13 protein-coding genes are annotated in these 13,332 nt (G+C 62.7%); 5 read left to right on the forward strand and 8 right to left on the reverse strand.

All coding sequences use genetic code 11. From position 1 onward, the window contains the following. The 3 genes from oxlT (SO180_RS08005) to SO180_RS08015 form a co-directional block, all read right to left on the reverse strand. On the reverse strand, positions 1 to 1,201 hold a 1,201-nt coding region (gene oxlT / locus SO180_RS08005), incomplete at its 3' end, for an oxalate/formate MFS antiporter (RefSeq protein ID WP_449378270.1). 260 nt (positions 1,202 to 1,461) lie between these two features. Further along, positions 1,462 to 2,751 carry an oxalate/formate MFS antiporter gene (gene oxlT, locus SO180_RS08010; RefSeq protein ID WP_449378271.1) on the reverse strand — a complete coding sequence of 430 codons (1,290 nt, stop codon included), beginning with the start codon at positions 2,749 to 2,751 and terminating at the stop codon, positions 1,462 to 1,464. Between the two features lie 239 nt (positions 2,752 to 2,990). Further along, positions 2,991 to 3,128, reverse strand: a complete 138-nt coding sequence (locus tag SO180_RS08015; RefSeq protein ID WP_198031694.1) for a hypothetical protein — start codon at positions 3,126 to 3,128, stop codon at positions 2,991 to 2,993. 478 nt (positions 3,129 to 3,606) lie between these two features. Between SO180_RS08015 and SO180_RS08020 the strand changes: the two genes are divergently transcribed. From SO180_RS08020 to SO180_RS08035, 4 genes are all read left to right on the forward strand, one after another. Continuing rightward, a complete protein-coding gene (locus SO180_RS08020; RefSeq protein WP_449378272.1) occupies positions 3,607 to 4,503 on the forward strand; it encodes a DUF1259 domain-containing protein in 897 nt (298 codons plus the stop codon). A gap of 134 nt (positions 4,504 to 4,637) precedes the next feature. Then, on the forward strand, positions 4,638 to 5,384 hold the full coding sequence (locus SO180_RS08025) for a sulfite exporter TauE/SafE family protein (RefSeq protein ID WP_449378273.1): 747 nt from the start codon (positions 4,638 to 4,640) through the stop codon (positions 5,382 to 5,384). 15 nt (positions 5,385 to 5,399) lie between these two features. Continuing rightward, positions 5,400 to 6,296: a YncE family protein gene (locus SO180_RS08030; protein WP_449378274.1), complete on the forward strand. Its 897-nt coding sequence runs from the start codon at positions 5,400 to 5,402 to the stop codon at positions 6,294 to 6,296. 91 nt (positions 6,297 to 6,387) lie between these two features. Continuing rightward, complete coding sequence (locus tag SO180_RS08035; RefSeq protein ID WP_449378275.1) at positions 6,388 to 7,719, forward strand: Hsp70 family protein; 1,332 nt, start codon at positions 6,388 to 6,390, stop codon at positions 7,717 to 7,719. A 271-nt stretch (positions 7,720 to 7,990) separates the two neighbouring features. Here the strand turns inward: SO180_RS08035 and SO180_RS08040 are convergent, their stop codons facing one another. Together SO180_RS08040 and SO180_RS08045 are read right to left on the reverse strand one after the other, a co-directional pair. Continuing rightward, positions 7,991 to 8,443 (reverse strand): universal stress protein, encoded by a 453-nt coding sequence (locus SO180_RS08040; protein ID WP_449378276.1) that lies wholly within the window; start codon positions 8,441 to 8,443, stop codon positions 7,991 to 7,993. A 560-nt stretch (positions 8,444 to 9,003) separates the two neighbouring features. Continuing rightward, complete coding sequence (locus SO180_RS08045; RefSeq protein ID WP_449378277.1) at positions 9,004 to 9,447, reverse strand: SRPBCC family protein; 444 nt, start codon at positions 9,445 to 9,447, stop codon at positions 9,004 to 9,006. 737 nt (positions 9,448 to 10,184) lie between these two features. Between SO180_RS08045 and SO180_RS08050 the strand changes: the two genes are divergently transcribed. Then, a complete protein-coding gene (locus tag SO180_RS08050) occupies positions 10,185 to 10,391 on the forward strand; it encodes a cold-shock protein (protein WP_449378278.1) in 207 nt (68 codons plus the stop codon). A gap of 273 nt (positions 10,392 to 10,664) precedes the next feature. Here SO180_RS08050 and SO180_RS08055 read toward each other — a convergent pair whose 3' ends face one another. From SO180_RS08055 to SO180_RS08065, 3 genes are read right to left on the reverse strand one after another with little or no spacing between them, the layout of a single operon-like run. Beyond that, complete coding sequence (locus tag SO180_RS08055) at positions 10,665 to 11,747, reverse strand: branched-chain amino acid ABC transporter permease (RefSeq protein WP_449378279.1); 1,083 nt, start codon at positions 11,745 to 11,747, stop codon at positions 10,665 to 10,667. 9 nt (positions 11,748 to 11,756) lie between these two features. Then, the gene (locus SO180_RS08060) at positions 11,757 to 12,626 is read right to left on the reverse strand and encodes a branched-chain amino acid ABC transporter permease (protein WP_449378280.1); all 870 of its coding nucleotides are present in this window, start codon (positions 12,624 to 12,626) and stop codon (positions 11,757 to 11,759) included. Between the two features lie 5 nt (positions 12,627 to 12,631). Beyond that, entirely contained in the window at positions 12,632 to 13,330 is a 699-nt protein-coding gene (locus SO180_RS08065; protein WP_449378281.1) for an ABC transporter ATP-binding protein, read from the reverse strand. Positions 13,331 to 13,332: the final 2 nt, after the last annotated feature.

The raw sequence follows: 13,332 nt of genomic DNA on the forward strand, positions 1-13,332 counted from the left end.
TCAGCGCAACTGCCACGACGAACACCGACTTCCAGCCATAGGTCGCCGAGATCACGCTTGCGAGCGGTACCAGCAGCGAGGCGGTGCCCTTCGCGGTGTAGAGCATGCCGTTGTTGGTGGTTGCGAACTTCGAACCAAAGGTGTCGCCGCAGGTTGCGGGGAACAGCGAGTAGATCTCACCGAACACGCCGAAGTACACCGCCGTCGCGAGCACGAACACGATCGGCACGTGGCCATAGGCCGACAGCGTCAGCAGCATCAGGGCGGCCGTGCCGAAGGCGATGAACATGGTGTGCTCACGGCCGATATTGTCGGAGACCCAGCCGAAGAACGGCCGGCCGAAACCGTCGAAGATGCGGTCGAGCGAGATCGCGAAGGTCAGCGCCGCCATCTGGAAGCCGGCGAGCGTGACCGGCGTGTTGGCGATGTTGAAGTCGTGTGCGATCGGCGCGATCTGGGCCGCAGTCATCAGGCCGCCGGAGGCAACCATCACGAACACCACGTACATCACCCAGAAAATCGGGCTGCGCAGCACCTGCGGCGGGGTGAAGTCGATCTTGGTCTGCGGCAGGTTGAGCTTCTTCTTCTTCGGCGGCACGAAGATCGACGGCGGCTGGATGAAGAAGGCGAGCAGGAAAACGATCAGCCCCTGGCCGATGCCGAAGGTGAAGAATGCGCTCTGGTAGCCGCTCGAGGCGATCATGCTGGCGATCGGCACGACGGTGATCGCGGCGCCTGCGCCGAAGCCTGCGGCGGTCGCGCCGGCAGCAAGACCGCGGCGGTCGGGGAACCATTTCAGCGCGTTGCCGACGCAGGTGCCGTACACCGCGCCCGCACCCATGCCGCCGACGACCGCAGCGGCATACAGGAAGGTGAGCGATTCAGCGTAGGAGTTGAGCACCCAGGACAGCGCGATCATCACGCCGCCGAACATGATCACGATGCGTGGGCCGTATTTGTCGACGAACCAGGCTTCGATCGGCACCAGCCAGGTTTCGGTCACCACGAAAATCGTGAAAGCGAGCTGGATCGCGGCGCGACCCCAGTGATGCTTGGCGTCGATCGGATCGACGAACAGCGTCCATCCATATTGCAGGTTGGCGATCATCGCCATGCAGACGATGCCCATCACGAGCTGGAGCCAACGGAAACCACTTCGAAGAGGCGCGGCCGTGACGGCGCCGTCCGTGCTGGAAATCATCAACAACCTCCCAAGGCGCCTGTCTGTTGTTATCCACGCCGGCAAGACGGCGGAGTGTCGCAAATCTTGTGGCGTATCGTCGCAAGCGCGGCGCGCACCTTGGTATACCACATCCCAGAATGCAAGCCCTATCTTGTCATGCGTCGCAGCAAAATGCATTGGCGCCTTCGGATTATGTGAAATCGGAACCGGTCTCCAAAAAACGAAAACGCCCGGCCCCAGGGGGCCGGGCGCAACACGCAGATGGAAGAGGTAAAGTCTTACGCAGTCGCCTGCGCGACCACAGTCTTGCGCCAGGGTTTCAGCACCAGGATCGCAAGCAGTGAGGCAAGGATGTTGGCGCCGGCCGCGATGATGAAGACGTTGTCCCAATGGCCCGAGGTCTGCTGCACGTAGTTCGCGAGCGGAACAAGAAGTGCGGCTGTGCCCTTCGCAGTGTAGAGCAGGCCCGCATTGGTGGTCGCGAACTTTGCGCCGAACGTGTCGGTGCAGGTCGAGGGGAACAGCGAGTAGATCTCACCCCAGGCGAAAAACACGAAGCCCGACAGCAGCACGAACCAGACGGGATCGTGGCCCCAGAGGTAGAGCATCCAGATGCCGATGCCCTCCATGCCGAAGGCGATGAACATCGTGTTCTCGCGGCCGATCATGTCGGAGATCCAGCCGAAGAACGGACGCGTCAGGCCATTGAGCACGCGGTCGATGGTCGCCGCGAAGGTCACCGCCGTCATGGTCATGCCGACGAGCGTGACCGGAATGGCGTCGACCTTCCAGTCGACCGCGATCGGCTTCAGGTTCGCCGTCACCATCAGGCCGCCGGCGCCGACGATCATGAACATGAAGTACATCAGCCAGAAGATCGGCTGTCGCAGCACTTCGGTCGGCTGATAGTTGCGGCGGCTCTGCACCAGCGCTGCATTCTGCACCACGTTTGGCACCTGGCCCGGCTTCGGCGCGAGCAGGAAGAAGGCGAGAATGCAGATGATGATGCCTTGGCCGAGGCCGAAATAGAGGAAGGTGGACTGGAATCCTGAGTCCTTGATCATCGCCTGGATCGGCGCGACCGTGAGCGCGGAGCCTGCGCCGAAGCCGGCCGCGGTGAGGCCGGCGGCAAGGCCGCGCTTGTCCGGAAACCATTTCAGCGCGTTGCCGACGCAGGTGCCGTAGACGGCGCCGGCGCCGATGCCCGCGACGATCATGCCGAGATAGTAACCGTTCAGCGTGGTGGCCTTGGCGTTGATCACCCAGCCGATCGCGCATAGCACGCCGCCGACGAGCACGACGATGCGCGGGCCGTATTTGTCGACGAACCATCCCTCGACCGGCACGAGCCAGGTCTCGAACAGCACGAACAACGTAAAGGCCCATTGGATCGAGGCGCGATCCCAGCCGAACGTTTTCTGGATGTCGGGGACGAAGAACGTCCATCCGTATTGGTAGTTCGCGATCATCACCATCGCGGCTACGCCGATCGCGAGTTGAGCCCAGCGAAAGGTGTCGCTGACGCGAGCGGCCGCTGGGGCCGTTGTTGCGTGCACCATGTCCGTCATGAATCCTCCAGAGGCGCTTCTCTTTGTTGCGAGCGCTGTAGAGGCATTCTTGTATTCATTATGCCAAGCTTCAAGCGCCCGACGGCTCGCCGTGCGCTTATGCCGCAACCGTCTTGAATCGAGGTCGCGCAACGAGCCGTGGGCACAAATAGAAATGGCCCCGCGGAGAGGGGCCATTCATCGAAAGTCGCAATTCGGGAGATTTAAACTCGGCGCGACAATACGACGCGCTGAAGGTCTTAAAGGCCAAAGCGCGGCTGGTCGCCATTGCGAATGGAGATCTCGGCGCTCGCCATCAACAGGCGGTCGATCGCGGCCACGAGGCGGCTGATCAGAGAGCTGGAGGGCTGGAGCGCAACGGCGGCGGACTTGGACATCGGAAGTTCCCTTTCTCAAGGCGGCCAGTGTGCCGTCTCATCTTCGAAGGGCAACTTATGTATGCCAGATGCCAGAAACAATCGATTTGTTTGCATAGCAGCATTTGTCATCCTGCATTGCAGCATAACTTTCCCTTAAAGCGGCCGTTTCGGGCATAAGGATGCGGAAATGGAGCAAAGCGGGGCGGTTTCCGTTGCTCTGATCATCTCGAGCCCGATCGGCACCACCATGTTGACGCGGTGGGCGCGAGGGTCTTTATTCGCCTAACGGGGATGTGCGATCTCCCCGTGAGGCGACATGCCCAAGAATCGCGTCCTGACTTCTCGAGGACGCCGCATGTCAGCTTACATCCCGACTTCACCTGACAAACGATCCCGACTTGCCGGCAGCTCGAGCGCGCCGGCACACGTTGAGGCGCGCTGTCTCCGCGGAGCCGCGCCTGTTGCCCTGGGGCAGGACACAACCAGGAGAACACTCATGCGCAAATCCATCATCTCTTGTGCGACCCTGCTGCTGGCGGTCGTGGGCAGCCTTTCACTTGCGTGGGCGCAGGACGTCGACTGGCAGAGGATCGATGACACGCTGGGCCGAAAGCCGACGGTTGCCGGCGACGTGCATCGTTACGGCTTTCCGCGCAGCGATCTTGCCGTGACGCTCGATGGCGTGACCATCAAGCCGGCGCTCGCGCTCGGCGGCTGGATCGCGTTCAAGCCCGCGCATGGCGGCGCGATGATCATGGGCGATCTGGTGCTGCTCGAATCCGAGATCAATCCGGTGATGGCGAAGATGATCGAAAGCGGGCTCGAGATATCAGCCGTGCATAATCATCTCCTGCGCGCGAGCCCGGCGACGTTCTACATACATGTCGCCGGGCATGGCGATCCCAGCAGACTCGCCGCGGCCATCCACGATGCGCTCGCCGAGAGCAAGACGCCGCTTACCATCGCCGCGCCGGCCGGCCCGCCGCCTGCGGTCGATCTCGATACGGCGCAGCTCGATCAGATCATCGGCGCCAAGGGACAGGCTAATGGCGGCGTCTACGCGTTCACCGTGCCGCGTCGCGATCCCATCAGCGAAGGCGGCATGCCGCTCAATCCGGTGGGACCGCTGGGGGTTGCGACCGGCATCAACTTCCAGCCGACCGGCGGCGGCAAGGCCGCCATCACCGGCGATTTCGTCCTGACGGGCGAGGAGGTGAACCCGGTGATTGCGGCGCTCAGGGCGAACGGCATCGAGGTGACGGCGCTGCACAGCCACATGCTGGACGAGCAGCCGCGGCTGTTCTTCATGCATTTCTGGGCCAACGACGATGCGATCAAGCTCGCCAAGGGCCTGCGCGCCGCGATCGACAAGACCGCAAGCACGAAGAGCTGACGTACGGCACAGACGGAATTCGACATGCAAAGCGCTCCGCCACACTAGCTCGACGACGTTGGGGACATGCAGGCCTCCCCGTCAGATGGACATCCATCCAAGAGCTCGCGACCTCGTTCGGGGGGAGTGACCCTGTGGATGGACTTGCCTTCGCGCTGTTTGCATTGGCCGCGCTCGGCGGCGGCTTCGTCAGTGGCTTCTCCGGCTTTGCCATGGGCCTCGTCGTATCCGGCATCTGGCTGCACATCATCACGCCGATGCAGACCGCCACGCTGATCGCCGGCTATGGCCTGCTCACGCAGGGCTACGGCATCTTCAAGCTGCGGCATGTGCTCGACCTCAGGAAGGCCTGGCCGCTAGCGCTGGGCACCGTCATCGGCATCCCGATCGGCGTCAGCATTCTCGCCTATCTCAATCCGACGCACCTGCGCTTCGGCGTCGGCATCTTGCTGATGCTCTATGCGATCTACGGGCTGACTCGACCCGTGTTCGCTCCGATGAAGATCGGCACCGGGGCCGACATCGCGATCGGAATCTCCAACGGCCTGCTCGGCGGCCTGACCGGGCTCGGCGGCATCATCTCGACGATCTCCTGTCAATGGCGCGGATGGCCCAAGGACGTGCAGCGCGCCGTGTTTCAGCCGGTCCTGTTCGTGGCCTTCGTCGTCATCTCGCTGTCCCAGGCCGCCGCTGGCACCATCACCAGGGATACGCTGGTGCTGTACGCGCTGGGCGTGCCGTTCATGGTCGCCGGTCTTTGGTCGGGTTTCAGGCTGTTTGGAAAGATCGACGACGAGACTTTTCGCAAGATGGTGCTGGTGCTGCTGCTGTTCGCGGGACTGTCGCTGATCGTCTCGGTGCTGCCGGTTGCCTTTCGCTGACTTCACGAGGTCATCATGTCACTCAGAACTCTTGGCGTCATCGCCATACCCGACGGATCGAACAGCGACTTCGACCATGCCGCCTTCGATCCCAGAACCCGCCGCGTCTTCATCGCCCACACCGCGCGCGACTGCATCGAGGTGATCGATCACGACACGCACAAGCACATCGCGACGCTTCCGGGCTTTCCGGGGGTGGCAGGTGCCGTAGCCGATGACGGCGAAATTCTCACCACCAATCGCGGGGCGGCCACGGTCTCCTGGCTGGACGCCGCGACTTACGACATCAAAGGTGTCCTCCCGTCGGGGCCACGTCCGAACGGTGCAGCGATCGTCAGGCGCAAGGGGATCGGCATCGCCGCCTGCATCGGCGATGCGCAGCAAGGGCCGACGTTGCAATGCATCGATCTGAAGGACGTCACGCAGCGCACGATCGATCTGCCGGGTCGGCCGCGCTGGTGCGTCACGAATGCCGCCGCCGAGCGGGTGTTTCTCTGCATCCGCGAGCCCTCGATGATTTTGTCGGCCCGGCTGCCCGATCTCGGCGACGTCGTGCATTGGCCATTGCCATCAGGCGGTGCGCATGGTCTCGACATCGATCATATCAGCCACCGGCTCTACGCCGCCTGCGATGACGGCGAGCTGGTGGAGGTCGACAGCACGTCCGGAAAGGTGACCAACGTCTGGCCGATCGCGGGCGCGCCCGACGTGACCTTCTTCAATCCGGCCACCGGTCGCGTCCATGTGGCGATCGGCGAGCCCGGTGTGATCGAGACGATCGATCCGAAGACGGGTGCGAGATCACGGACCACGACCGGGGAGGGGGCACACACAACCGCGTTGGTCGCGCCCGACCAGCTCTATGTGATTTCGCCTCGCCACGGCGGAGTTCTGGTTTTGGCTGACGGATGACGGCATTTCAGTGGTGGATCGGGGACTTGGCAGGGCAGTTCAAAGCCGCTAATGGTCTGCCCCCTTTTCCAAGCATCTGTCAGAGTGGTTTATGTCGAGCGCCTCGCCCGCCGTCTCGATCGGCATCGATTTTGGGACCAGCAATACGGTCGTCGCGCTCGCGACGGACGACCGTAGGGTCGAGGCCATCCGCTTCGATCATGGCGGACAACGCCACAGCGTCTTTGTGTCGGCCCTGTGCTTCTGGGAGGATCGGCCGGGAGCGGGAGCGCAGGCTGAAGGCGGCCCGTGGGCGATCGAACAGTTTCTCGAAGGACGCCACGTCTACCGCTTCCTGCAGTCGTTCAAGACCTTCGCGGCCAGCAGCAGCTTCAATTCCACCCAGGTGTTCCGGCAGCGCTACAAGTTCGAGGATATTTTGGCGGCGTTCCTGCGCACGCTGGCGCGCCATGGCGGAGACAGGTTCGGCTTCGAGGCGGCAAGCATCACGGTCGGACGGCCGGTGCGCTTTGCCGGTGGCAATCCCGACGAGGCGCTGGCGATGCAGCGCTATCGGGCCGCGTTCGAACGCCTGGGCGCCGGCCACGCGCGCTATGTCTACGAGCCGGTGGGAGCAGCGTTCTCCTTCGCCCGCCGGCTGGAGCGCGATGCCACCGTGCTGGTTGCGGATTTCGGCGGCGGCACCAGCGATTTCTCCGTGATGCGTTTTTCGCGAACAGGCGGGGCTTTGCGCTCCGAGCCGCTCGGCCATGCCGGCATCGGGATTGCGGGCGACACGTTCGATTACCGCATCGTCGATCACGTCGTCTCGCCGCGGCTGGGCAAAGGCACCAGCTTCCGATCATTCGACAAGGTGCTGCCGATCCCCAACAGCCACTACACCAACCTCGCGCGCTGGCATCAGCTCGCGATGATGAAGAGCAACGGCGATCTGCGCGAGCTCCGGGAGCTTTCGCGCACCGCGCTGAAGCCGGCTCTGCTTCAGGATTTCATCACCATCGTCGATCTCGACCTGGGCTTTTCGCTGTACCGCGCGGTATCCGATGCCAAGGTCGCGTTGTCGACCCAGGATCAGGTGGACTTCCGCTTCAATCGCGGCGGGGTCGACATTGGCTCGACCATCACCCGGAAAAATTTCGAAGCCTGGATTGCCGACGATATCGCGAGGTTAGGGGCGACCATCGACAAGGTGCTGGGCGAGGCCGGCATCACCGCGCGCGAAGTAGAAAAGGTGTTCTTGACCGGCGGGACCTCCTTCGTGCCCGCGGTGCGGCGGCTATTCGCCGAGCGGTTCGGCAACGAACGGCTGATGTCGGGCGACCAGTTCGAGTCGATCGCTTACGGCCTCGCCCTGATCGGACACAGCCCCGATCCGGACCGCTGGGCCGCTAGCGGCGGGCTCACGTCGAGAGCGAGCGCGTAGAGCGCGATCGGATTAGGCTTGATTGTTGCCACGAAGGAAGTGTGCCCCTGCCACGTCCTGGCGCAGAATATTTCCGATCGGTCCGGGCGAGAAAGCGGCCCGGAGGGTCGGGGAGACTTCCGGGCCGAGCGTTTCCTCCACTAAAGACCCCCTCGTGCGGCGAGGAGGCTACGCTTCCATGGAAACACCAAGATGTAGCAACCGCAGATCACGCGCCGCTGCAAATATCTTTTCGGTAAGGCAGATTAACTCGCCGCAAGCTTGATCCGTTTTAGTGCACGACCAATACCGGCACGCTTCCGTCGGCCAGGACCTCCGATGTTTGACTTCCCAGGAATAGCTTCCTGAGGCCGCGACGCCCATGAGAGCCCATGACGATCAAGTCGCAGCCCCCCGACTTTGCTGTTTCTATGATCGTAGTGGCTGGGTGCGCATTCGGAACATGCAAGAGCTCTGCAGATATTCCGACCTGCTCCGCCATAGCTCGAGCTTCGCCGAGCAACTTGTCCGCGCGTTCCTTGCAGGCTGCGTCGAAGTGATCAAACTCTTCCTGCGAGGGAATCCAACCCCCGGCGTGTCCGCCCCCATAGTCGACTGGCAGCGGTTCCGTTACGGTGATCACCGTCACTTTGGCGTTCAAGGCCTTTGCCAGGGCAATTCCATGCTCAAGGCCTTTTCTCGCGACATCCGATCCATCCGTGCTCAAGAGAATATTGGCGTACATTGGGGGCTCCCTTGCTCGTCGAACATTTTGAGTGGCGCTTACTTGTATAGCCCGATCGTCGCCGTCCGCGTCTCGCTACGTTAGTGAGCGACCCCCATCAGGGCGGCGATCCGCAGTGAGTAATGGATCACGATCAGCGCGCCGATGATGAACGCCGCGACGCCGATCACACCCCACCATTTGATCCTTCTGGTCATCGGGCCCTCCATTCTGCCGATGCTACTGCGCGTCGTGGCCGCTTTGCCCGGTCATGGACCCGGCACGCAATGCGAACACTTTGGAAATGACATTGGGGCCAATGCCGCGCGGTGATCATGGGAAGCTCGAGGCGCCGCTGCTGATCATCGAAGGAGATTCCGGAGTGTTGTGTACTTACCAGAAAAGAGCGCTCCTCGCTATGGATCGAGTGCTGCTCCCGCGCGAGTGAAACGCCGGTCGCGATGATCTCGGCATTGGACGAGCCGGGCGAACCCACGGCGATGCGTCTGTCACACAAAAAGGGCCGCCTCAACAGGCGGCCCTTTCGTCTGACGTCAAAGCGGTTCAGCTCACTCCGCGGCCTACTGATTGATCTCAGGCTCGACGAGCCTTGCCAGGTTCCGCAGCGACTCCTGCCAGCCGAGATAGCAGGCCTCAGGCGGAATGGCGTCCGGTATGCCTGCCTGCGTGATATCCAGCTCGGTGCCGACCGATACTTTCTTCAGGATCACGGTCACCTGGATTTCGCCCGGCAAATTGGGATCGTCGAATTTGTCGGTGTAGCGCAGCCGCTCGCCCGGAACGAGCTCGACATATTCGCCACCAAAGGCGTGGCCGTTGCCGGTCGTGAAGTTCCGAAAGGACATTCTGAATGTGCCGCCGACCTTCGGCTCCAGGTGATGCACGGTGCAGGTAAAGCCGTTGGGCGGAAGCCATTTCGCCAGTGCGTCCGCCTCGAGGAAGGCGCGATAGATCTTCTCGGGGCTGGTCGCCAGGACGCGGTGCAGGCGTACAGTGCTAGGCATGCTCGTTAATCCTCCTTGAAGTGATGGGTCCGACGCGGACGTCCGTTGCCCATTCATAACCCGAGGACGAACGGGAGGTAGCCGGCCCGACGCGACATCTCAGATTTTTTGCTGGCTTTGTTGGGAGCCCGGCGGCGGATCGTCTGGCCGGCACTGCTAAACTGCCGCACATCCAGTGGCGTCATCGTGAACGCCGGCCTGCAGTGGCCGAACGGTTGCTCCGGCGCCTGGAGGAATTCTTCTGACCTTGCGCGCTCAAGGCAGTTGGGACGGCCGCCTCCGACGGACAATTGTCTTTAGGGACAATTGCATGCTTCATTTCCGTCGCATTTTATTGGGGGGCGTATCGGCAACCCGATACGCGTCGCACCAATGGTCCCGTAGCGGCCGCCCGTTGCGGGACCGTTGGTGCGGATCGGGACGGCTTGCCGATCCGACCATCACGGACGAACAGCGGCGGATGCCCACTCGGATTTCTGGCGTTGGAGCAGCCGAAAGACGTACCCAAAACGGAAAGCGCTCTCACGGAAAGCGCGGCGATGATCGAGGCGTAACATTTTAAGCACCGGCGGCAAATTCATCTCTCGCCATAACATCTCCAATGAAGTCGGCTCGGCCCTGGTTGAAGCTACGGGGTTGGCGCTCATGACGTTGAGCTTTGGCAGGGTAAGCAAGAAATCGCGGTCCTTTCTCGGACAGTGAGCAGATGCAGCAGTGAAGCAGAAGGAAGTGATAGTATGGCGACGGGTACGGTGAAGTGGTTTAATGGTCAAAAAGGGTTTGGATTCATCGCTCCGGACGATGGCGGCAACGATATCTTCGTTCACATCAGCGCGGTCCAACGCGCGGGTCTTTCTGGCTTGGCAGAAGGCCAAAAGATCTCTTACGAAGTCAAAGTCGACCCCAAGCGTGGCAAAAGCAGCGCGGAAAACCTGAGGGTCTGACACGCCCACTGACGACTGATCTCCGGCAGAAATAGCCAAGGCGACCAGGCTGCGGCTTCCCCCAAAGCGTGATGGGATTAGGATGAATCGTCATCGCGCTTTAGGTTGCTGTTTGGGCATGATCTCCGCGCAAACGCGTTCCGCGTTTGTCGCGAGGGAAAACCGCCTCACACCTTGCGCTAACGCGGCCTTTCGGGTCCGGATCACGTTGCCGAAGACGCAGCGAACAAGATGGGAGCCCGGGAGTGGGGAGGGGCATTCACGGTGCCGGCCTCATCCCCGACCGTTATCCTCGTCCACCACCAGCCGGCGCCGCGTCGGGAATAGCGTCAGGTCGTAATGTTCGGAGACGAGGCCCCAGAGGCCGCGCGGCGCGAACAGCATGACGAGGATGCCAAGCGTGCCCAGCAGGATGAGATACCAGGCGCCGAAATCGGCGAGATAGCGCTGCATCAGATAGAAGATGATCGCGCCGATGACAGGGCCTTCCATCGTGCCGATGCCGCCGATGACGACGATGAAGACGACGTAGGCGGTCCAGTCGAGCACCGAGAAGGCGGCGTCCGGCGAGATGCGCGCCTTCTGAAGGTAGATCAGCGCGCCGACCATGCCGGTCATCGCGGCGGTCGCGACATAGACGGTGAGCTTGATGCGCTCGATGTCGACGCCGAGGCTCGCAGCCGCGGCCTCGCGGTCGTGGATCGCGCCCAAGGCAAGGCCGCGGCGTGAGCGCAGCACGAGATAGACGAAGGCGAGCGTGCCGGCCATCAAGGCCAGCGCAAGCCAGTAGGAGGCGATGTCGCGCGCCGCCGGCGTGCGCACATCGAGCAGCGCCTTGATCCACTCGATGCCGGGCACGGAGGAGGTGACGGATGGGGAGAGCGAGGTTCCCGTGCCGCCGCCGACCGCCTTCACCTGCGCGAAAGCCAGACGGTAGACTTCGGCCACGACCCAGGTGCCGATCGCGAAATAGGCGCCGCGCAGGCGGAAGACGATCAGCGCGGTCGGCAAAGCCAGTGTCGCCGACACGATGCCCGCAACGGGGATTGCGAGTAACGGATTGACGCCGCCGATGAGCGTCAGCGTGAAGAGCACATAACCACCCAGTCCGACGAAAGCCTGCTGGCCGACCGAGATCAGGCCGGCGTAGCCCGCAAGCAGGTTCCAGCATTGCGCCAGGGCCAGCATGTAGAACAGGAAGATCAGATCCTGGATGAGATTGCGGCCGGCGAAGACCGGGAGCATTACCAGCATGAGCAGGACGATACAGGCGACAATTGCCGAGGAGCGCGAAAGTCGATCGGCGGTCTCGATGTGAAACACCCGCGTCGGCCTCGCTGCGCCCGTATCCATCATCGCGGCTCCTCAATCGACCGCGCGCGGAAACAGGCCGCGCGGCCTGATCGCCAGCACCACGAGGAAGGCGAGATGGCCGGACAGGATCTGCCATTCCGGGTCGATTCGCGCGCCGATGGTCTGGGCGAGGCCGAGCACGATGCCGCCCGCCAGCGTGCCCCAGAAGCTGCCGAGCCCGCCGATGATCACGGCCTCGAAGGCATAGAGCAGTCGCGCCGGACCGATGGTGGGATCGAAATTGGCCCGCAGGCCCAAATAGAGCGCCGCGATCGCGATTACGACGAAGGCAAGGCCCATCGCAATCGCAAAGGTGCGGTTGACGTCGATCCCCATGAGCTGCGCGACGTCGAGATCGTCAGAAGTAGCGCGGAACACTCGGCCGATCGCGGTGCGATAGAAGATGATGTTGAGGAGCACGATCACCGCGATGGCAGACGCGAGCGTCAGCAGCGGCACAACGCCCACCGCGATATCGCCACCGAGCGACACCGAGGCCGTCTCGATCGCGCCGGAGCGCAGGCGACGGCTGTCGGCGGAGAATGTCTGCAACAGCCCGTTCTGGATGATGATCGAGAGGCCGAAGGTAACGAGCAGCGGTGGCAGGAGGTCGCGTCCGAGCGTACGGTTCAACAATACGTGCTGAAGCGCAAAGCCGAGCACAAACAGGATCGGAGCTGCGACAGCGACCGCAACGAAGGGATCGAGCCCAAGCTTCTCCGTCACCACGAAAATGGCAAAGGCTGCGAGCACGATGAAGTCGCCATGGGCGAGATTGACGAGCCGCATCACGCCGAACATCAGCGAGAGCCCGGTGGCGAACAGGGCATAGAGGCCGCCGAGCAGGATGCCCTGGATGATCGCGTCGAGAAAGCCGGTCATCGCATTCAACCAAAATAAGCGCGGTGGATCTGGTCGCGCGAGAGCGCGCCGGGACGGCCCTCCAGGGAGACGCGACCTTCCTGGAAGCAGTAGACGCGATCGGCGGCCTTCATCGCCTGCACGATGTCCTGTTCGACCAGCACGACGCTGGTGCCTTCGGCCTTGATCCGCGGCAGGGCCGCGTAGATGTCGGCAATGACGATCGGCGCAAGCCCGAGGCTGATCTCGTCGCACAAGAGCACGCGGGGATTGGACATCAGGGCGCGGCCGATCGCGGCCATCTGCTGCTGGCCGCCCGACAGGATGGGCGCGGGCGACGTCCGCCGCTCCTTCAGCATAGGGAAGAGGGCGTAGACGCGATCGAGCGTCCAGGGGCCAGCGAGCTTGCGGCCGTAGCCGCCGATCAGGAGATTCTCCTCCACGGTGAGCGAGGGAAATAGCCGTCGTCCTTCCGGCACCAGCGCGACGCCAAGCTTGACGATGTCGGCAGCACGCTTTGCGCCGATCCGCAGGCCGTCGAGCAACACGCTGTCGGCCGCACCGGGAATCAGGCCCGCGATTGCTTTCAGGAAGGTCGACTTGCCTGCGCCGTTTGCGCCGATGATCGCGATGGTCTCGCTCGCCTCGAGGCTTGTATCGACGCCATACAGCGCCTGGAAGTCGCCATAGAAGGCCGTGAGCTTCTGTGTCCTGAGCAGCGGCATGC

The organism is Bradyrhizobium sp. UFLA05-112 (assembly GCF_053572325.1).